At 65.2% G+C, this 20,643-nt stretch carries 14 protein-coding genes and 1 pseudogene; 4 read left to right on the plus strand and 11 right to left on the minus strand.

What is annotated here, in order from left to right; genetic code table 11:
- Positions 1 to 32: 32 nt before the first annotated feature.
- The 5 genes from J1M81_RS21400 to J1M81_RS21420 form a co-directional block, all read right to left on the minus strand.
- Complete coding sequence (locus J1M81_RS21400; RefSeq protein ID WP_206498795.1) at positions 33 to 962, minus strand: aldo/keto reductase; 930 nt, start codon at positions 960 to 962, stop codon at positions 33 to 35.
- 66 nt (positions 963 to 1,028) lie between these two features.
- Positions 1,029 to 3,914, minus strand: a complete 2,886-nt coding sequence (locus J1M81_RS21405) for an aminotransferase (protein ID WP_206498796.1) — start codon at positions 3,912 to 3,914, stop codon at positions 1,029 to 1,031.
- Positions 3,907 to 5,568, minus strand: a complete 1,662-nt coding sequence (locus tag J1M81_RS21410) for an amidohydrolase (RefSeq protein WP_206498797.1) — start codon at positions 5,566 to 5,568, stop codon at positions 3,907 to 3,909. Before J1M81_RS21410 ends, J1M81_RS21405 begins: the two co-directional genes overlap by 8 nt.
- A complete protein-coding gene (locus J1M81_RS21415; protein ID WP_032391862.1) occupies positions 5,565 to 6,806 on the minus strand; it encodes an MFS transporter in 1,242 nt (413 codons plus the stop codon). Before J1M81_RS21415 ends, J1M81_RS21410 begins: the two co-directional genes overlap by 4 nt.
- 2 nt (positions 6,807 to 6,808) lie before the next feature.
- Complete coding sequence (locus J1M81_RS21420) at positions 6,809 to 8,833, minus strand: amidase (RefSeq protein WP_032399240.1); 2,025 nt, start codon at positions 8,831 to 8,833, stop codon at positions 6,809 to 6,811.
- A gap of 105 nt (positions 8,834 to 8,938) precedes the next feature.
- Between J1M81_RS21420 and J1M81_RS21425 the strand changes: the two genes are divergently transcribed.
- Entirely contained in the window at positions 8,939 to 9,562 is a 624-nt protein-coding gene (locus J1M81_RS21425; protein WP_032367318.1) for a TetR/AcrR family transcriptional regulator, read from the plus strand.
- A 24-nt stretch (positions 9,563 to 9,586) separates the two neighbouring features.
- Here the strand turns inward: J1M81_RS21425 and J1M81_RS21430 are convergent, their stop codons facing one another.
- Both J1M81_RS21430 and wrbA read right to left on the minus strand, forming a co-directional pair.
- Complete coding sequence (locus tag J1M81_RS21430; RefSeq protein WP_206498798.1) at positions 9,587 to 11,797, minus strand: bifunctional diguanylate cyclase/phosphodiesterase; 2,211 nt, start codon at positions 11,795 to 11,797, stop codon at positions 9,587 to 9,589.
- Positions 11,798 to 12,030: 233 nt separating this feature from the next.
- Positions 12,031 to 12,630, minus strand: coding sequence for an NAD(P)H:quinone oxidoreductase (wrbA, locus tag J1M81_RS21435; RefSeq protein WP_032367317.1), 600 nt, complete (start codon positions 12,628 to 12,630; stop codon positions 12,031 to 12,033).
- Between the two features lie 137 nt (positions 12,631 to 12,767).
- Between wrbA and J1M81_RS21440 the strand changes: the two genes are divergently transcribed.
- Complete coding sequence (locus J1M81_RS21440) at positions 12,768 to 13,946, plus strand: acyl-CoA dehydrogenase family protein (protein WP_206498799.1); 1,179 nt, start codon at positions 12,768 to 12,770, stop codon at positions 13,944 to 13,946.
- 29 nt (positions 13,947 to 13,975) lie between these two features.
- Here J1M81_RS21440 and J1M81_RS21445 read toward each other — a convergent pair whose 3' ends face one another.
- A complete protein-coding gene (locus tag J1M81_RS21445; RefSeq protein WP_206498800.1) occupies positions 13,976 to 14,581 on the minus strand; it encodes an NAD(P)H-dependent oxidoreductase in 606 nt (201 codons plus the stop codon).
- A gap of 79 nt (positions 14,582 to 14,660) precedes the next feature.
- On the opposite strand from J1M81_RS21445, the gene J1M81_RS21450 reads away from it, so the two are divergent.
- The gene (locus tag J1M81_RS21450; protein WP_206498801.1) at positions 14,661 to 15,236 is read left to right on the plus strand and encodes a TetR/AcrR family transcriptional regulator; all 576 of its coding nucleotides are present in this window, start codon (positions 14,661 to 14,663) and stop codon (positions 15,234 to 15,236) included.
- Between the two features lie 19 nt (positions 15,237 to 15,255).
- Here J1M81_RS21450 and J1M81_RS21455 read toward each other — a convergent pair whose 3' ends face one another.
- Entirely contained in the window at positions 15,256 to 16,680 is a 1,425-nt protein-coding gene (locus J1M81_RS21455) for an amidase (RefSeq protein ID WP_206498802.1), read from the minus strand.
- 305 nt (positions 16,681 to 16,985) lie between these two features.
- On the opposite strand from J1M81_RS21455, the pseudogene J1M81_RS21460 reads away from it, so the two are divergent.
- Positions 16,986 to 18,505: pseudogene (locus J1M81_RS21460) on the plus strand (AbgT family transporter).
- A 27-nt stretch (positions 18,506 to 18,532) separates the two neighbouring features.
- On the opposite strand, the gene J1M81_RS21465 reads toward J1M81_RS21460, so the two are convergent.
- Both J1M81_RS21465 and J1M81_RS21470 read right to left on the minus strand, forming a co-directional pair.
- Positions 18,533 to 19,522 (minus strand): Lrp/AsnC family transcriptional regulator, encoded by a 990-nt coding sequence (locus tag J1M81_RS21465; protein WP_094650787.1) that lies wholly within the window; start codon positions 19,520 to 19,522, stop codon positions 18,533 to 18,535.
- A gap of 108 nt (positions 19,523 to 19,630) precedes the next feature.
- Positions 19,631 to 20,635, minus strand: a complete 1,005-nt coding sequence (locus J1M81_RS21470; protein ID WP_206498804.1) for a 1-aminocyclopropane-1-carboxylate deaminase — start codon at positions 20,633 to 20,635, stop codon at positions 19,631 to 19,633.
- Positions 20,636 to 20,643: the final 8 nt, after the last annotated feature.

Consider the following 20,643-nt stretch of genomic DNA (forward strand, 5'->3'; position numbering starts at 1 on the left):
GAACGCGCCGATTCGAGAAAGGTGGACGGAGGTCAGGTCCAGGCCATGCGGGAGCGGTTGTCCCAGTAGCTCTGCGGCGACTCGGCAATGTCCAGGTCGGCAATGTTCAGGTCGCCGGCCGCGATCACGTCGTGGTCGATGGAGAGCGCAGCGATGTTCTGTTCGAGTTGCGCCACCGTGGCGGCACCGGAGAGCACCACATCGGCCCACGGTTGCGCGAGGGCGACGGCCAGTGCGAGCGCGTCGCGTCCGACTCCGGCCGAGTCGGCGAGCGCGGAGAGTTCGGAGTTCTCGGCGACGAGTCGGCCGTTCGCCATCGCCTCTTTGACGACGACGAACCAGCCGGCCTCGTGCGCCTCCGCCAGGGCGGGGGCGACGGACGGTTCGAGGGGGTTCCACGTCGACTGCACCGAGCCGAACACCCCGGTAGCGAGCGCGGCACGCACGACTTCGGCCTGGTGCGGCCCGCTGGTGCTGATGCCGATGCGCGTGCCACCGGCTGCCAGCGCGCGTAGATCGTCGAGCAGGGCTGCGTCGCGAAGGGCAGGGCTGTCCGGGGTGACGCTGTGAATCAGGTAGTGGTCGGGCTTTCCGCCGAGGTCGCGCACGGTAAGCGGCCACTGCTCGGCCAGACGTGCAACCGAGTGTTCCTTGACCTCGTGTACCTCCGCGCCCCGCTGGAAGTCGGCGACATAGGCATATCCCCACTTCGAGCCGATCACGAGTTCCTCGCGCCGGTTCGGACGGGCAGACAACCAGCTGCCGAGGAACTGCTCGGCCAGACCGTAGGAGCGGGCGACGTCGAAGTGCCGAATGCCACTGTCCCAGGCGGCGTCCAGTACTGCGTGGCAATGTTGCTCGAGCGCAGCCGGGTCGAACCGCCCGTCCACCGCACACGAATGCCCGATGGTCAGATACTCCGGGCGTCCGAGTGCGGCAAGTCCGAGACCGAGTTGCGTCATGCCCTGAATACTCTCATCACTGCCGCCCTCGGAGCCTCGCCGCGAAACCGAGGAGCCGATTCGCCCTTACCAGCCGGTGGTCAGGACTCTGTTCAACGAGTCGACGAAGTAGTCGACCGATTCCTTCGAGACGCACAGGGGCGGTTTGATCTTGAGCACGTTCTGGTGGTCGCCGGTGGGTTGCATGACGACTCCCAGTTCGAGGAGCCGGTTGCAGATGGCCTCGGTTTCCTCGGTCGCAGGCTCGAGGGTGGTGTGGTCACGGATGAATTCGAGTCCCAGGTACAGACCCGATCCGTGCACGGTACCCACGATCGGATCCTCAGCCGCGAGCGCTTGCAATCGAGACTTCAGGTGCCCACCGACGACGCGCGCGTTCTCCTGCAACCCCTCTTGTTGGATGACGTCGAGCACGGCGAGGCCGATCATCGACGACACCGGGGACCCGCCCGTCGACGAGAAGAAGTAACCACCGGTGCGGTAGCGGTCGGCGATCCTCCGGGAGGTCACCACAACGCCGACGGGTTGGCCGCTGCCGATCGATTTCGCGACCGCCACGACGTCGGGAATCGCCTGCTGTTGCTGGAAGCCCCAGAACCATTCGCCGAGTCGGCCGTAACCGACCTGCACCTCGTCGGAGATCGCAAGGCCACCGTGCCTGCGGACGGCGGCGTACACCTGCTGGAGGTAGCCGTCGGGAAGTGCGACACCTCCGGCGTTGCCGAAATAGGACTCGGCGATGAACCCGGCGGGGAGAGTCCCTGCAGCGGCCAGGTCGTCGATGAACTGCACGGCCTCGGGGGCGTAGCGGGCCGCATCGTCACCGCGGTGCTTTCCTCGGTAGGAGTTCGCGGCGTCGACGGTGTGTACCCAGTCCGGCCGGGTGGCAAGGGCATTGGGATTGTCGGCTATCGAGGTCGAGACGGCGTCGCTGGCGAAGGTCCACCCGTGGTAGGCCTCTTTCATGGCCACGATGTCGGTACGTCCGGTCGCGGCCATCGCGATGCGGATGGCGAGATCGGTGGCCTCGGAACCGGAGTTGACGAAGAACACGGTGTCGAGTTCGTCGGGGAGGGTCGCGGTGATGCGTTCTGCGAATTCCGTGATCGCACGATAGTTGAAGCGCGAGTTGGTGTTCAGCAGTTGCATCTGCCGATGGGCGGCCGCCACCACCTTCGGGTGGGCATGGCCGACGGACGCGACGTTGTTGACCATGTCGAGGTAGACCCGGCCGTCGACATCGGCCAGGTACTCACGCCACCCCCGCTCGATGCGGGGCGGCTCCGCGTAGTAGTGCTCCTGGACCTCGGCGAGCAGCCGTTCGCGGCGCTCGAGGGTGTCGTCCTCGGGGGCGACGACGGTAGGGGGCAGCCCGAGTGCCGGCGCTGGGTCTCCGGCGAGTACCGACCAACCGTGGGAATACGAGGGCTCGACGCGCAGAGGTATCGGCCCCGAGTCCGCGCGCGTGAGCTGAACGTCGATCGGTGTACGCGCCGGCAGCACAGGGGTATTCGGCGAGTTCTGCACTCCGACGAAGTGGACGGCGTCGTCACCGAACGTGACGGTGATGCCGTCGTCGGTGTGCGTGGTGTAGCAGTCTGCAGGCACGTCGAGCGTGGTGTCCTGGGCGAGCCAGATGGTCAGCGCAGTGGAGATCGTGGCCGGCTCTGTGGGAGTGCGGCTGGGTCCACCGGTGAGTCGAGCAGACCACGCAGGTACCACTGCGGCGGGAGCGCCTGCATCGAGTGCGGCAAGCGCGGCGGCCGTCAGGGTGTGTCGGTCGAGCCAGCGCCCTTCGTCGTTGACGGTCGACGTGGTGCCCGCGTCGATGGTCACGGCGTCGGACATACCGGCGACCAACGGTTCGCCCTGCCAGGTCGGTCGCGGCCGGGCGTCCAAACCCAGTGCCCGACGGATGGTTTCGGTCATCACGGCGCAGGGCACCGATGCTGCTTGGGTGAGGATGCGGAATTCGCGATCCAGCGCGGAGTCGGCGTACGAGTTCCCGGCGTCGAGGCGTACCTGCTGACGGCCGCTGAGTACGAGTACCACTCCGCGCAGGGTGACCAATGGCCACAGTGCCTCGATCTCGTTCTCGCTCAGCGGACGTGCGGCATGGAAGGCGCGGATGGCGGGCAGTGCGTCGACCGGCGCGAAGCCGTCGTGGTGCAGCAGCGAGGACAAGGTCACCGCAATTTCGTTGACCGCCCACGATCGACTGACATCGCCGAAGTCGATGACGGCGTCGGGGAGCGACCCGGGTGCAGTCGGCGCGAGAACGTTGTCGTCGGTGATGTCGAAGTGACCGAGTTGAAGGGGCAGGTCGGCCGACACCGAATGCAACTGATGCATGGACGATGCGGTGACGTCGGTGATGAAATCGCTGACATCCTGGTCCGGCTCGTCGGGCAACAGCGTCGCGATGACGCGATCGGCATGGCGCAGATCCCATTGCAGCACCCGGCCCGACGCCGGGTGGTCGACATCGGAGAGTGCGACGCTCACCTTTCCTGCGAGTTCACCCATCCGCGCGGTCGTGGCGGGGGAGAGATAGTTCGAGCCCATCAGCGTTGTCCCCGAGATGAATTCGATGACCCGGCCGTGGATGCGCCCCTGCGACGAGTTCCACCATGCGGACATCGGTCCGCGCGGGCCGACGACCACCTTGGGGGTACGCAGCGTCGGCTCTCGCTCGGCAACGATGCTGGCGGCGAGGTCCTGCAACTCGATCTCGGACTCGCTGAACACCGGGTTGCTGAGCTTGAGGACGCCGACCGGGGCACCACTGTCGATGTCGCGAACCACGAAGTTCTGGTCCTGTTGGCTGCCCAGTTCGGTGAGGGTGCATGCCAATCCGAAGTTTAGTTCCATCAGCCTACGAACCTCGTCGGACTCGAGGGTCGGCGTCGGTAGCTCGGGCTGGGCGAAGAAGTCGAACACGGTGTCAGACATGGGTATCCTCGGTCTCTTTCTCGAACACGGTCTTGCCGCCGACGATGGTGCGCACGACCGACACAGCCAACAGAGTGCCTCCGTCGAGTACGTCACCGTCCAGTACGACGAGGTCGGCGTACATACCGGGTTGCACTCGACCGACCCGCGAATCGGCACCGAAGGACGCGGCGGAGTCGAATGTCGCGTGGCGTAGGGCGGCGTCGAGCGGCACCGCGAACTGCGGCTCGTTCGGTGGCAGCGAGTGGTCGGTGGCCGAGCGTCTCGTCGTGGCGATGTACAAATTCGCCAGCGCCTCGTGGGGCGCGGTCGGGGCATCGGTGCCGAATGCCAGGCGGGCCCCCGCAGCGGTGAACAACGTCCACGGGTAGCCGCGTTCGACGCGGTCGTCGCCCAACTGTGCGCGCCAGTTCGGTTGGATCGCAGGGTCGGAGTGCACCGGCTGTACCGATGCCGTGATGCCCAGCCGAGCCATTCGGTCGGGTGTCCGATCGCTGACGATTTCGAGGTGCTCGAGCCGCGGTCGCCGATCCCACGGCGCATTGACGTCGATCATCTCCTCGAGAACATCGAGGGCCATGTCGCTGGCCAGATCGCCGATGGCATGGATGGCCAGACGCAGTTGTGCAGCATCCGCGGCGACGACGACGGGTAGAAGGGCCTCGGCGCTCCACAACAGGTCTCCGTTGGTGCCGTTGGCGTACGGGTAGTTCAACGCTGCGGTACACGCGTCGATGACACCGTCGAGTACGAGCTTGATACCGACGAGCTCGAGCCACGGTGTCGGGTCGTTCCGCAGCTCGAGAACACGGTTCACCTGGTCCAGATTGCGCTGCGCGTCACCGGTATCGACGACGAGCCAATGCGCCGAGACACGGACCGGTAGCCGGCCTCCCGAGCGCTGCGCGACACCGCACAGCGCGCGCCAGCCGTCTTCGTCCATCCCCATGTCGACGACCGAGGTGACACCGGCGGCCGCGAACGCGTCGAGCGCAAGCCCTATGTGTCGCTCTCGATCCTGGTTCGAGGTGACCGAAGACAGGTAGGCCCAACCCAATTCGTGCGCGGCGCGTTCGTACATCATCCCGGCGGGTGAGCCGTCGGGAAGACGCGAGATCCGGCCACCGGCCGGATCCGTTGTCGTCGCGTCGATTCCCATCGCTTCGAGTGCGGCGGTGTTGACCCAGATCGAGTGCATGTCGTTGGAGTCGAGGAACACCGGAATGTCCGAGACGACCTCGTCGAGCATGGCTGCGGTGGGTTCACCGTCGATGGCATCGAAGAGCCATCCGCGGCCGCGCAGCATGGTCGCCTCGGAGCCGAGGGATTCTCGTGCGTCGACCAGCCGGCGTCGAATCTCCGCGAGATCGCCTGCGTCGGTGAGGGCTACGCTGCTGAGCCCGGCACCGAGCCACAACAGGTGTACGTGCGAGTCGACGAATCCGGGGAGGACGAATCGGCCTTCGAGGTCCACCGTGACGTCGGCGGACGCCGCGTGCGTGGTGCCGGGCAGGTGCACCTCGGCGATGTGGTCGCCGTCGATCACCACACGATCGGCCTCGGCCAAGCTACCGTCGGCGACGGCCTCCAGAGTGCCGGAGGAACTGAGGATCCTGCCGTTCACCAGTGCGGTCCGGGTGGTCGGGGTTGTCATCGAGATGTCTCCTGCGGTAGCGAATCCGATTGCCGTGCTTGGTTTTCTGCCTGTTCGACGCGGGTGGACAAGCGTGCGACGAGAACGACCGGTACGACCAACAACCAACTGGTCACGCCTACGACCCAGCCGAATGTGCTGTAGCCGAACGACTCCACGAGCCAACCACCGAACGCTGGAGCGAAACTGGTACCCACGAGATACACGCCGAGCGAGGGACCCGAGAATCTGCCGTTGGCATCCAGTGCGGCCGCGGTGGCGATGAAGAACAGGAAGGCCGCCAGGTACACCGAGTTCCACGCGACGAGGAGCACGCCGTACACCGTGGGATCGGTGGCGAGGGACGTACCGAGTTTCAGGGCACCACCGACGATCAGTAGGACCGCCATCGGAAGTGCGCGGCCCACCCGGTCGCCGAGCAGGATGAGCACGAGGGCGGCGAAGAATCCCCCTGCGCTGGATGCGCTGAGAACTACACCGAGTGCTGCGTCGCTCAGCTGCGCATTGTCTGCGCCCATGGTGCCTGCGATCGCCCAGAGTGAATCCTCGCTGATCGCCCACACCGCGTACATCACCAGCAGGGACACTCCGGCAACTGTGATGCGCCGCGTGCCGACCGAGGCCGGCGGCTCCACAGCCCGTCGCACCGGGTCGGGTGAGTCGAGTACGGGTGCGGCGGGCAACCAACCCGACGTCACCAGGAGAACGACCGCCAGAGCCGCGACGAATCCGTAGACACTGCCCAGGCCGACCCCGACCAGCGGGATCACCGCGAGGACGAGGGTCACGACGGCTCGGTTGACGAGTCCGTTGGCGGCCGACATCCGGTTGGGATTGCGCAGTGCCGCCAGAGCTGCACCGCTCGCGGCCAGTGCGCCGCCGGCTCCCGCACCTCCGACGATGACGCCGACGACAGTGACGGTGGCACCGAGCGGGAACGCAGCGACACCGAATCCGAGTGCGGTCACCACGAGACCGACTCGGGCTACCGCGATCCGCCGCGACCCCTCGGCCAGTCGGGTGACCGCGATACAGGCCAGCGCGGTGGCGAGCAGCGAGCCCGTCATGATGGTCCCCGCCTCGGCGACGCTGACGCCGAGGGAGTCCTGGAGTGCGATCACCATGAACGGCAACAGGTTTGCGGTCAGCAGGCCGAGTACGGACATGCCGAATGTCGACGTCGCTCGTCGAGTGTTCAGTGGAAGCCGGGTGGCGTCGGGCGTCAGTGGAATGGTCATGATCAGAGAGGCGATCCGTCGGTGGTCGCCATGGCACCGGCGACACCACCGTCTGCGCAGCGGGCGACGGCGACGACGAGGGGACCGTACGGTGCCCGCCACTCACTGTGCAGGGTGTCGTACGAACCCGGCGGAATCGACACTGTCCCGGTGACGGCGCTGCCCGTCGTGTGGAGCGGCACCCGCACTCCGTCGACGAAAGCCTGTACGTCGTCGATGGAACCGCCGTCGATCCGGACGGCGAAGGTGAGTTCGTCGCCCGCGGATCCCGGCCGAATCTGCACGTCGGTCACTGCGATGGAGGCATCCGAGTCACCGGCACCGACGATGCCGTCGAACACGTGCTCGTCGGTCAGTGCCGGGGTGCGTGCGGGAGCCACTCGTCGTGCCCCGAGGGCGTCGACGGAACGGGCGAGACGCAGCAGGGTCGAATCGGAGTAGGCCGCACCGGCCAGGGTCAAGCCGACCGGCATCGACGTGTCGCTCATCGACCCCATGGGAACGGTGACGGTGGGTATGCCGAGGTGGCGGGGCACGAGATTGCCGTTGGCCACCCAGACTCCGTTGCGCCAGGCGATATCGGCGGACGCGACGTCGACATCGGCGTCGGCGGGACCGACATCGGCGACGGCAGGAAAGACGACTGCGTCGAACCGGTTGTCCTGCAACCACTTCTCGAAGTCGACGCGGCGGACCTCTTCCAATCCGCGCATGCCGGCCTCCACAGACGGAATGCGATCGAACGGCGTCACCCCTGCCTTCGCCATGGGAACGTAGTCCGCCAGATCGTAGGCCGTGTCGAACGGCAGAATGCCGTAGCGATCGGGTAGCGCGCCCGTGGGATGCGGGAAGATGCGCGCCCCGTCGGTCTCGGCCAGGCCGCGCAGACCGGGCTGCCCGTTCGAGGCCAGGAAGCTGTCGAACGCCCACACCGAGAGCTCTTCCAGCTCGCGGTCGAGGAACTCGGCGGGAACGAGACCGCGGTCGACCATGGTCTGCGAGTTCGGGTGCAGGCCTTCGTAGTTCTCCACGACGGGGAAGTCGGTTTCGATCACTTCTGCGCCTGCAGCCACCAGATCGTCGCGCATGGAGTGCCACAGGGTCATCACCGAATCGCGGGTGTGGATCGGATATGCGCTGTCGGGATCGCCGTTGACGTACAGGCGAGGTACGGCGAGCCGGAGCCCCTGCAACGGCAGTGGCGGCAATTCGGTGAAGGACGCGGGCCGAACATCCGAGGCCGGGGGGATCGACACCCACTCCTGCATGCGCCACAGGTCGCCCTCGGTGACCGCGTCCTCGGCCACGACCACGTCCAGTAGGTGCAGTAGGTCGTCGACCGTACGGGCATGCGGCACAACGACATCCATCGTGGGCACCAACGGCCAGTTGCCCCGCACCGAGATCACCCCGCGAGAGGGCGTGTAGGCGACGAGCGCATTGTTCGACGCGGGTGCGCGGCCCGAGGACCAGGTTTCCTCGGCGAGTCCGAAGGCAGCGAAACTCGCAGCTGTCGCCGTACCCGAGCCGTTGGATGATCCCGAGCCGAACGCCGAGGTGAGAAATTCTGCGGAGTAGGGACTTTCGGCGCGTCCGTAGAGTCCGCGCTGCATTCCACCCGCTGCCATCGGCGGCATGTTGGTCAGGCCCAGGCAAATGGCACCTGCCGCTCGCAGCTGGGCCACGGCGAAGGCGTCGTCGGTCGCGACGAGGGTCTCGAATGCGGGCGAGCCGGCCGTCACCGGGAGGCCGCGCACCTTGTAGCTGGACTTGGCGGTGTAGGGGATTCCGTCCATCGGGCCGAGGGTCTGCCCAGCGCTCCGGCGCCGGTCGGCTGCGCGGGCTTCCTCGAACGCGTCGGGGTTCAGTACCGGGACGGCGTTGAGACTGATGCCGGTGCGGTCGTAGTGCCCGATTCGATTGAGGTAACGCGCTACCAGTTCGACGCTCGTCACAGTGCCCTCGGCGAGCGCGGCGGAAACGCCGGCGACATCGGCCTCGACCACGGTGAAGGAAGAAGAAGTCATGACAGAACTAAAACACACACTGTCGGTTTTGGGAACGGGTGAATCGAAAAAAATCCCGACATGCAAGGCTGTCCGTACTCGACGACCGCCCGAGAGGAGGCGACCATGGCACGACCACCTCGCGCCATTCTCAGCCGTGACCTGATCGCCCGCACCGCATTGGCCCTGGTCGATCGGCACGGAGCCGACGGTGCGAGCATGCGGGGCGTGGCGCTGAAATTGGGCGTGAACCCTACTTCCCTCTACAACCACGTCGCCGACCGCGCGGCGATGATCGAAGACGTCCGAGCTCTGGTCTCGGCCCGAATCGACTCGGCACCGCTACGCGAATTGCCCTGGGAGGAGGGCCTCGTCGAATGGGCGAGGTCCTATCGATTGGCGTTCGCGGAGCATCACCGCGCCGTTCCCCTCCTCATGACCACACGCGCATCGACCCCGGTGCTGTTGGCGGAGTACGAGGATTTCTCTGTTGCCGCAGAGGCGGTGGGCTGGGCGAGCAGGGACGTGTTGCCTCTGCTGACCGCGTTCGAATCGTTCATCCTCGGCAGTGTCCTCGACATGTCCGGCCCGAGTGTCGTATTCGATCCTGCCGGCCAGGAGGAGGCTTTCCCGCGGTTGGCCGCGGCCTACGAGACCGTCCAACACGAGGATGCCGACGATCCCATTGCCACCCGCGCCTTCGAGATGGGTCTGGCGATGCTCGTCGCATCGGCGCGCCCCCGGCGGTGAGATCGAGGCCCGTGTTCGACGTGCTCAGCGTTGTCGCGCTGCGCTGTCACGGGACAGCAGCAGTGCCGTGTGCTCGGCGTCGGCGGGCCGACCCAGCAGAAATCCTTGCACCAGATTGCATCCCGCTGCGGTGAGAGCGTCGAGTTGAGCCTGCGTCTCGACGCCTTCGCCCACGACTGTCACGCCGTAGGCTTTCGCCAGTGACACGATGGCGGTCAACACTTCTCGTCCTCGCTCGGTGTCGAGAGCGTCGATGTACGTTCGGTCGATCTTGAAGCTGCCGATCACCGGGAATCGTTCGAGGTAGGCCAGGCTGCTGTAGCCCTTCCCGACATCGTCGAGTGACAACGCAACTCCCATCTCGTGGAGTCTCGCCAAGTTCGATGCAACGGTGCCGGTGTCGGCGAGCCATTCCGTCTCGGTGAGTTCGAGAACGACGCCGTCAGCGTGCGCACCGGTGGTGAGCAGGGCGGCAGCCACTCGATCGGGAAAGGCCGGGTCGCGCAGTTGCAGCGCGCTGATGTTGACGCGCATGCCGACGCAGCCCAGCCCGCGCCAGTCGACGAGTTGTCGACAGGCGGTGGTGAGGGCCCAATCGTCGAGAAGCGTTGCCACACCCGTGCGTTCGGCCACGGCAACGAATTCGGACGGTTCGATGGGACCGAGGTTGGGGTGCTGCCAACGCGCCAGAGCTTCGACGGAAACGATGTGTCCGGTCTCGACGTCGATCACGGGCTGGTAGTCCAGTGTCAGGTCGCCGGAGGCCACGGCGCGGCGCAGGTCCACCGACATGGAGCGCACCCGGTCGGCGTCGTAGAGGTCGCTCGAGTCGAAGACGGCGTGCCCGGCCCTGGTGTCCTTGGCGCGGTACATCGCCAGGTCGGCCGATCGAAGGAGCTCGCGTCGGGTCGAGCCCGCAGTGGACACCGCAACTCCGATGCTGGCGCTCACCGGAATCGGGTCGTCGCCCTCGTCTTCCGCGGTAGGGGCGGCGAGAGCGGAACGGATGCACTCGGCGACGCGTTCGGCATGTGCGACGTCGTCGATGTGATTGCAGATCATCAGGAATTCGTCACCGCCGAGCCTGGCCACGGTATCGCCGGGTCTCGCGGTCGCGGCCAGGCGGCGTGAGAAGTGCACGAGTGCGCGGTCTCCGACGTCGTGGCCGAGGCTGTCGTTGATGATCTTGAAATCGTCGACGTCGAGCAACAGCAGGGCCACTCGGCCGCCGGTGTCCGCGACCTGTGCGAGCGCAGTGTCGATCGCGTCGTACGCCACCGCCCGATTCGGTAGTTCGGTCAAGGGATCGTGCGCGCTGCGCCAGCGCAGCTCGCGGTCGAGTTCCACTCGTTCGAGTGCAGCGGAGAGCACTCCGGCGACTGCGGAGACGAATGCGATATCTCCGTCGCCGAAAACGTGTGGTTCTCGGCCGAACAGGATCAGTACGCCCCACAGCCCGGCACCGATGGTGATCGGAACGGCGGCACCGCTGCGAAAGCCCAGGGCAGCCATGGGCGAGGTGTCGAATCGTGTTTCGGATTCGACGTCGGAACACACGGTGATCGCCCTTCGCGCCAGGGCGTAACCGGTCAACGACCCGTCGCCGGTGGCAAGCACGAAATCGTGTGGGAGCGTGCGGGTGATCGCGTCGACGGACAGAAGCGGGTCGGTCGAGTCCTCCGAACGTCGGGCCAGGGCCGCAGACTCGACGCCCACCAACTTGGCCGCCGTGCTCGTGGCCGCAGTCAGCACAGTATCGAAATCCGCAGTGACGGCAAGTGCGCTCAATTCGGCCAGTGCCCGTTGCTCGACTGCGATTCTCTCCGCCGATGCAGCCGCGGCAAGCAGGTCCAGATCGCGCTGGTGTCCACGGGTGCGGTCACGGACGATCGTGGCGATCAGGTCGGGTTCTAGCCCGGAACGTCGGACGACGAACGTGGACAGGGCAACGGGAATGCCCGCGCCGGAGACGAAGTGGCGTAATTCGGTACGGCCCTGCCAGTGACCGGTCGTCTGCAATGCATGTTCGACGTCACCGGAGACTTCGAGCCCGCGGGCCGTGAAGAAATCTGCGGTGGTCAGACCCGTCGACGGCAGTTCCTCCAGGCCGACCAGGCGGAGGCCGACCGGATTGACGTCGATCACGCTGCCGGAGAACGCGGACAGGGCCACCATGTCGGGGGATTCGTCGAACAGGGCGCGGAGAACGAGCGGATCGAAGCCGGGATCGTTCATCGATGTCCGTTTCGCACTCGTCGCAGCGACGAGTCGGTGGGCGACGCCACCGACCGATCGCAGAAGTCAGCGGAGTTGCTGTTCCCTGCACACAGCATGGCGGTGCACGCCCGAGATGACAAACACGCCGTTTGTCATCACGCATGTACTACGTCCGGGTCCGCACTGGCGATGTGCGGACCCGGACGCGAACGCGAATCGGGCGGTCTTCTCGAGGTGAGGAGAGCCGGCCTCTATTTCGCCAGAGCCTCGGCGATGGTGACGACGCGCGTGGCCATGTGGGTCAGCGCTGCGCTGGTTGCGTCGTCGAGTTCGTTCTTGTTCTCGGGTCCGGTGACGTGGCTGACGCCGTAGGGGTTGCCGTCGGCGAACTTCAGTCCGTCGGTGTATCCGGGCGGAACCAGGATGCCGCCGAAGTGCATCAGCGAGGTGTAGAGACCGATGAGCGTGGTCTCCTGGCCGCCGTGCGCGGTCTGGCTCGAGGTGAAGGCGGCGTATGCCTTGTTCGCAAGTTCACCCTTGGCCCAGTAGCCGCCGAGCGAGTCCATGAAGTTCTGGAACGGTGCTGCGGTGCTACCGAAACGCGTCGGTGATCCGAGGATGACGCCATCGGCCCAGACGATGTCGTCGCCGCTGGCAGCGGGAAGATCCTTGGTTGCCTCGTAGTTGGCGGACCAGGCGGGGTTCTCGGCGAAGGTGCTGGGGTCGCGCGTCTCCGCGATGTGCCGCACGCGTACTTCGGCTCCAGCCGCCGTCGCTGCGTCGGCGAGCTTGTTCGCCATCGTGGATCCGTGGCCGGTTGCGGAGTAGTAGATGATTGCGATCTTCGTCATCGATGAGACCTTTCGTCGGGTGGACATCCGAAGTAGTTGCGATGTCAACTGTATTCGATGGTACTCAATATGATTGTTGTGTCAACTACTCGCGGCTGTCGGTTGTCCGATCCGTGGGCAGCGTCGATAGTGGTGCCATGACCGTGCGCAATGCCGAGGTACCCGACGACGTCTTCGCGGACGTGAAGAAGCAGGTCTCCCAGTTCGTCCGATCGCGGGTGGTTCCGCGTGAACTCGAGATCATGAACGCCGATTCGATTCCCGACGATCTCCGGAGACAGTCCGCCGAGATGGGGTTGTTCGGATACGCGATTCCGCAAGAGTTCGGTGGTCTCGGCCTGGACTTGGTTCAGGATGTCGAGATTGCCATGGAGCTCGGCTACACCACACTGTCGTTGCGGTCGATGTTCGGCACCAACAACGGAATCGCGGGCCAAGTGCTCGTCGGGTTCGGCACCGACGAGCAGAAGGCAACGTGGTTGCCCGGCATGGCGGCCGGCGACGTCGTTGCGTCGTTCGCGTTGACCGAGGACGGTGCCGGCTCGAACCCGGCAGGGTTGAGAACGACTGCAGTAGTGGACGGTACGGGCTGGATCATCAGCGGAAGCAAGCGCTACATCACCAATGCGCCCATCGCGGACCTGTTCGTCGTGTTCGCGCGAGTGGACCCGAAGCCGAACAGCGGCAACGGGATCGCGGTGTTTCTGGTCCCCGCCGACGCTGCGGGTGTCGAGGTCGGTGACAAGGACGCGAAGATGGGTCAGCAGGGAGCAGGAACCGCGGATGTGACGTTCACCGACGTCGAGGTCGACGCCGACGCCCTGGTGGGCGGCAACGGTGACATCGGATACCGGGCGGCGATGACGTCGTTGGCGCGCGGCCGCGTCCACATCGCAGCTCTCGCCGTCGGTCAAGCGCAGCGTGCCCTGGACGAATCCGTCTCCTACGCTGCGTCTTCCACGCAGGGTGGCGAGCCCATCGGCAATCATCAACTCGTCCAGGCGATGATCGCCGACCAGCAGACGGGAGTCATGGCAGGCCGGGCCATGGTGCGTGAGGCTGCCCGGGCCTGGGTGGAGGACACCGATCGACGGATCGCGCCATCGGCGGTGAAGCTGTTCTGCACCGAGATGGTCGGCACGGTCGCTGACCTCGCGGTCCAAATCCACGGCGGCGCAGGGTATATGCGCGGCGTTCCGGTCGAGCGAATCTATCGAGATGTCCGTCTTCTCCGCCTGTACGAGGGCACCAGCGAAATTCAGCGGCTGATCGTCGGCGGCGGTCTGATCCGTGCCGAGCAGAAGCGGATCCGCTGACCACACTCGTCGAGTGTGGTTACTACAGGTCAGGTGAGCACGCGCTGCGCGGCGACCCGGTCTGCGACAGTGCTACCGACAGTGGCGATCTCGATGGCGAGTTCCTCGCGACTCCTGGTGTCCGACCCGTATACGAAGTTCGTGGAGCCCACTGTGGCACCGCAGTATTCGATTATTCCGCGCTCGATCTGCGTTCGAATGGCCTGATGGACGCCATGGCGCTCGAAGCTGTCTGCATCGTCTCCCGCGACGACGACCAGATGGATGGTGAGTCGGTCCAGCTTCTTCACGAATACTCTGTCCCCGTATTCGTAGGCCCAGCCCTCGACGAACACGCGGTCGATCCAGCCTTTCAGTAGTGCGGGCATCGACCACCAGTACATCGGGAAGACGAGAACCAGGTGTTCGGCGCGGTCGATCCGTGCCTGCTCCTCGGCTACATCGGACGGTGTACTCCCGTTTCCGCGATACAGGCTCAGATCCGCAGCCGAAAATCGTGGATCGAAGCTCTCCGCGGCGAGATCTGCGGTCTCCACGGTGGTGCCGGTGGATCGGATGGCCTCGACTACGGAGTGAGCGACCTGATGGGTCAGAGAGTGCGGGTCGGGATGGGAGACTACGACGAGCGTGTTCATGGCTGTTCCTTCGGCTGGGGAAGATCGGCTATGTACGAACAGTAGGTTACTATTAGTACATAAGCAAGGAGGTGGCGGAATGGCACGGACGAGGCTGTCGCGCTCCGATCGAAACGCCCAGTTGATCGAGGTGTCCTGGGCTCTCGTACGCGCCGAAGGAGCCGACGCGTTGACTCTCGGACGGCTCGCAGAGCATGCCGGTGTCGCGAAACCGGTGGTGTACAGCCACTTCGCTTCCCGCGCCGAACTTCTTGCCGCTCTGTTCACCGAATTCGATGCCAGGCAGGCGGCGATGCTGGAGGAATCTCTCGACTCGGCACCCATGACGGTCCGCGGTCGGGCGCAGGCCATTGCCGACTCCTACGTGGGGTGCACATTGGCCCAGGGGAGGGAATTGACGGGTGTGCTTGCGGCACTCGAAGGTTCGCCCGAACTCGAACAGGTCAAGCGCACCGCCGAGCGCGCCTACTTCGAGCGGTGTCGGGAGATTCTGCGTCCGTTCACCGATGCCGACGGCATGTCCACGCCATCTCTGACCGCGGTCTTCGGGGCCGCAGACGCGTTGTCCCACGGTGCCGTATCCGGGTCAGTCACACCGGCCGAAGCGATCGGGGAGTTGACCGATCTGATCGTCGCCGCGGTCGATCGGTCCTGAATTCGGCCCGTCGGACCTGTCAGACGGTGGCGGCCGCCGATGCGGGGGCACGACGGTGGAATGCCGTCTCGGCTTCGAATGCATGTGCCACCCGAAGCAGCAGGTGATCGGCGCGATCGGCGGTGACGATCTGCAATCCAACCGGAAGGCCGGATGAGCTGAAGCCGCCGGGCATCGACAGTGACGGTAGGCCTGTCGCCGAGATCAGCGAAGCGGCCCGCATCCAGTCGAGGTAGTTGTTCATCGGGGTGCCGTCGACGACGGCGGGGTACTCCTCGTCCGCGGGGAACGGAAGTACCTGAACGGCAGGCGCGATCAATACGTCGTATCGCGAGAAGAACTGTCGCACTGCAGTATCGAGATTCTTGCGAGCGGTGTTGGCGGAGATCATGTCTCGTGTCGTGAGCGCCATTCCCTTGTCGACGTTCCACTGCACGGCGCTCTTCATGCGGTGCCGGTGTTCGTCCAACAGTTGCCCGTAGGCGGTGGCGAAGTCGAAGGCACGCGTCGTCTGGAACACCTCGTCCGCGTCGGACAGGTCCGGGCAATCGACGTCCACACTGGCACCGAGTTGCTCGAACACGTGCAGTCGGCGGCTCAGGACGTCGATCACCTCACGGTCGACGGGTACGCCGAGACCGAAATCCGTTGTCCACGCGACTTTCAGCCCACGCAGCGAGCCGGCTTCCTCCGAGCGGTACGAGTCGTCCAGCGGGAGACCACGAGGACTGGACGAATCCGGACCGGCGAGTGCGCGCATCAGAAAGCGCACGTCCTCGATGTCGTGCGCGAGCACGCCCTGCCGAGCGATCCAGGCCCACGGGTTCTTGGCGGGCAGCATCGGAATTCGGCCCAACGACGGCCGGTATCCGACGAGGTTGCAGAACGATCCCGGAGTGCGCAGCGACCCGCCCATGTCCGACCCGTCGCCCGCCGGTTGTATCCCGGCGGCGATGGCGGCGGCGGCACCGCCACTGCTGCCGCCGGCACTGCGAGTCGGATCGTACGGATTGGTGGTGGTACCGAACAGCGGATTGAAAGTGTGTGAGCCTGCAGCGAATTCGGGAACGTTGGATTTGCCGGTGGTGTTGACACCTGCGCGCTTGAGGCGGGCGATGATGCCCGAGTCCTCGGTGGGGACGTTGTCGGCCAGAATCGGCGAGCCGAAAGTCGTGCGCAGACCGGCGGTCAGGTGGTTGTCCTTGTGCGTCATCGGGACGCCGTGCAGAACGGGCAGTGCCTCGCCGGACACCGTTGCGCGGTCCGCTGCACTCGCACGTTCGGTCGCCCCATCGATGTCGAAGGTCACGATCGCGTTGACGACAGGGTTGACGTCGTCGATGCGAGCCAGATGCGAGTCGAGCGCCTCGCGGGCCGAGATCTCGCGATCGCGGATGTGTGCCGCGAGCGCGCGCAGGGACAGTGACTGAATGTCGCCGGTCATGAAACTCCTCGCTTCGATCCGGATCGGCCGGAGTTGTTGTCGGAAGCCTGTTTCAAGACTGCACCACCGCGCGGAGCCCACCGGGCTATCGTCGTCCATTGAGCGTCTTCGCCGTTGGATTGGCGGTTTCGCTCAGACGGCCGAAAATTTCACACATGCAACATATCGGCAACGTGAACCGACTTGAGTGAGCAGGACATCCGAGCCCGGGGCTCGGTCGCAATCCGACGGTATGCGAAAGAGAGTCAATCATGTCCAGTCAGATCGACGGTCCACCGGCAACTGCGGATGCGCCCGAAACACGAATGCCCTGGGGACTGAAGACACTGTTCCGTCTCGTGTCCAGCATCGAACGCGTCGGCAACAAACTGCCGCACCCCTTCCTGCTGTTCTGGCTTCTGGCCGCAGTGCTGGCAGTGGTCAGCGCGATCCTGGCCGCACTGGGCACCGGGGTGGTGCTACCCAGCACCGGTGAGGTGTCGATGGTTCGCAGCCTGCTCAGCAGTGACGGCGTAGCCATGATCTTCGGGACGGCACTGGACAACTTCGCGGGGTTCGCGCCGCTCCCCATCATCGTGACCGTCATCCTCGGCGTGTCCGTCGCCGAGCATTCCGGTGTGCTCACCACGCTGCTGCGCGCCACCATCGTGAAGCTGCCCGCCAAGTGGGTGACGTTCTCGGTTGCCTTCGCCGGGACCATGTCTCACGTCATGTTCGACGCGGCATTCATCGTCGTCCTTCCGCTGGCGGCAATGGCGTTCAAGGCAGCGGGCCGAAGTCCTGTGCTGGGCATGATGGTGGCGTTCGTCGCCATCGCCGGTGGCTACAACGCGTCACCGTTGATCACGCCCAGCGATGCCATCATGTCGTCGTTGACGACCTCCGCCGCTCAGATCGTCGATGCCGATTACAGCGTGACCCCGGTGGACAATTACTTCTTCAGTCTCGCGTCGTCCCTGGTGATTTCGATCTTCATCACCCTGGTGGTGGAGTTGGTGATGGCCAAGCACATGAATCTCGATGCCGACGAGGGCGTCGAGGACGGCGCAGAAAAGCTGGCACTCGATCTCGAGCCGATCGAGAAGAAGGGAATGCGCCGCGCCGGAGCAGCTTTGGCGGTGTACGTGGCCGTCGTCGTCGCGGCACTGCTTCCTCCCTCGTCGCCGCTGCGTGGTGAGGACGGCGGGTTCGTACAGTCGATCGTGCTGCAGAACATCGCGTTCTTCGTCGCGATCGCCTTCGTCCTGGTCGGATGGGTGTACGGACGCACTACCGGCAGTCTTCGGCAGCTCCGTGAGATTCCGGAATCGATGGCCGTCGGCATCGAGACCCTTGCTCCGATCCTGGTGCTGTTCTTCGCGATTTCGCAGTTCCTCGCCTACTTCAAGTGGACCGGCATCGGCAACGTCGTTGCGGTCGAGGGCGCGGAACTGCTGAAAGCCGGGGGATTACACCCCCTCGTGGTGTTCGCCATGATGCTGGTGCTGATCTTGGTGATGAACCTGCTCGGCACCAGTGGTTCGGCCATGTGGTCGATGCTGGCCCCGGTTCTCGTGCCGATGCTCATGTACATCGACGTCAACCCCGAAACCACCCAGGCCGTCTACCGAATCGCCGATTCCTGCACCAACGCGATGACCCGATGTCGGCCTACTTCGTGCTCACCCTCGGACTCATCCAGCGCTACAAGAAGAATGCAGGCATCGGTACCCTCGCCTCGTTCACCATCCCTGTCGCGCTGGGCATGCTGATCGTGTGGGCGGCGTTGTTCGCAGTCTGGTACATGCTCGGCATCCCGCTCGGCCCCGGCGCACCGATCCGTTGACCGCAGTGACTGCCGCGTCGTACCGGATCAATACAGGTACGACGCGGAGTCCGCGGCCAGCAGACGGTTGCCGCTGCGTTTGGTGGCCCGCAGAATCGACACCACCGAGATCGCGTCGGCCAGGGTGGCCCAGTCCGACGCAGTTGTCATGCGATGCAACGCCATTCGGTCCGGGCACGCGAGGTTGACGAGCAGACTGTCCGAGCCCGCGAGGGCCACCGCATATCGAACCTCCGAATGTGCGAGCAATAGCTCGACCAGTGCTTCGTGGTGTCGAGGCGGAACCTTGACCCAGGCAAGGGCTTCCGCCGAATACCCCAGCAGCGCCGGCTCGACGACCACCCGCAGTCGGGATTTGTTGGTCTGCTCCAGCGTGTCCATGTGGCGTCGGACAGTGTTCTCGGTAGCGCCGACGACGCGCGCGATGTCCGAGGTGGGCGTCCGGGCATCCTCGGCCAGGACGCGCAGAATGCTGCGGTGCAGGGTCGAGATCTCCGGTCCCACACGGCCGTCCGGTTGGTAGCCCTCGTGTACGGGAGGCGTCAGGGCCGCGATCTGGTGCGAATTGAGAATCGCCGGCCGCCACTCGCGGACCGAGCGATAGACCCGCGTGATGGGATCGACCCTGATGCGTCTGATCCCGGTGATGCCGGGTAGGTCGTCGAGCATCAGATCCGCCAGATGGGCATCGTCGACCAGGACTTCGGCGACGCATTCCTCGTGCCCCGACGTGGCGTACACGAACATCGTGTCGTCGCGGCGCGCCAACCCGACTGCAACGGCACGTGCCATACCGACGTGACATCGAGCTCGCAGAACGACCGCGCCTGTCGCGCCGATGACGCCGACCACGCGCACGTCCCCGGAATCGAGTAGTTCCTTGCCGCGTCGGGTGACGGTGCGTTCGGGTTCACCGAGCGCCTCGGCGATGCTGACCCAGGACGCCCGGGGATTGACCTGCAGCGCCGCCGTGATTCGGCAACTCAGCGAGTCCAACTCGTCGGAGCGCTGCCTCATGCGTACACCTTCGCTCGTCGTGCCGACTCGGGTCGGCCGGTGCAGAAACAGGTTCGGTGCCCGAGGATCACCTGTCGATCCTCGGGCACCGGTACCGCGAAGTCCAGCTCAGAAGATTCCGCTGTACGCGTTGAGGGCGGGCTGACCACCTAGGTGCGCGTAGAGAACGGTGGAGTCCTTGCCGATATCGCCCTGCTGAACCAGATCGATCAGTCCGGCCATGGACTTGCCCTCGTACACCGGGTCGATGATCACGCCTTCGAGACGGCCGGTGAGCTTGATTGCCTCGATCGTGGAGTCGACGGGAATTCCGTAGTAGTCGCCGGCCCAGCCTTCGAGGACGGTGATCTCGTCGTCGCGAAGCTCGCGTCCCAGTTCGATGAGTTCTGCAGTGTTACGGGCGATTCGGGCCACCTGATCGCGGGTCTGGGCGATCTTGGCGGACGCATCGATGCCGATCACTCGACGTGGCCGTTCCTGTCCGGCGAACCCGGCGATCATGCCGGCATGCGTCGACCCGGTCACGCTGCACACGACGATCGTGTCGAAGAAGACGCCGAGCTCCTCTTCCTGCTTCTGTACTTCGTACGCCCAGTTGGCGAAGCCCAGTCCGCCGAGCTTGTGGTCGGAGCCGCCTGCGGGAATGGCGTAGGGCTTGCCGCCCGCTCGCTCGACGTCCTCGATGGCCTTCTGCCAGCTGTCCTTGAATTCGATTCCGAAGCCCGACGGATCGAGGCGGACATCTGCACCCATGATGCGGGAGAGCAGGATATTGCCAACCTTGTCGTTGACCGAATCCGGCCAATCGACCCACTTCTCCTGCACGAGAACGGCTTTGAGTCCGAGCTTTGCGGCGACCGCCGCCACCTGCCGCGTGTGGTTGGACTGCACGCCACCGATCGAGACCAATGTGTCGGCACCCTGGACGAGAGCGTCCGGGACGATGTACTCGAGCTTGCGAGTCTTGTTGCCGCCGTAGGCCAATCCTGCGTTGACGTCTTCTCGCTTGGCCCAGATCTTGGCCCCGCCGAGGTGCGCGCTCAGTCGTTCCATCGGGTGAATCGGGCTCGGGCCGAAGGTGAGGGGATAACGCTCGAAGTCCGCGATCGCCACGTGGTTCT

Source organism: Rhodococcus sp. KRD175 (genome assembly GCF_017168275.1).
Lineage (GTDB): Bacteria > Actinomycetota > Actinomycetes > Mycobacteriales > Mycobacteriaceae > Rhodococcoides > Rhodococcoides fascians.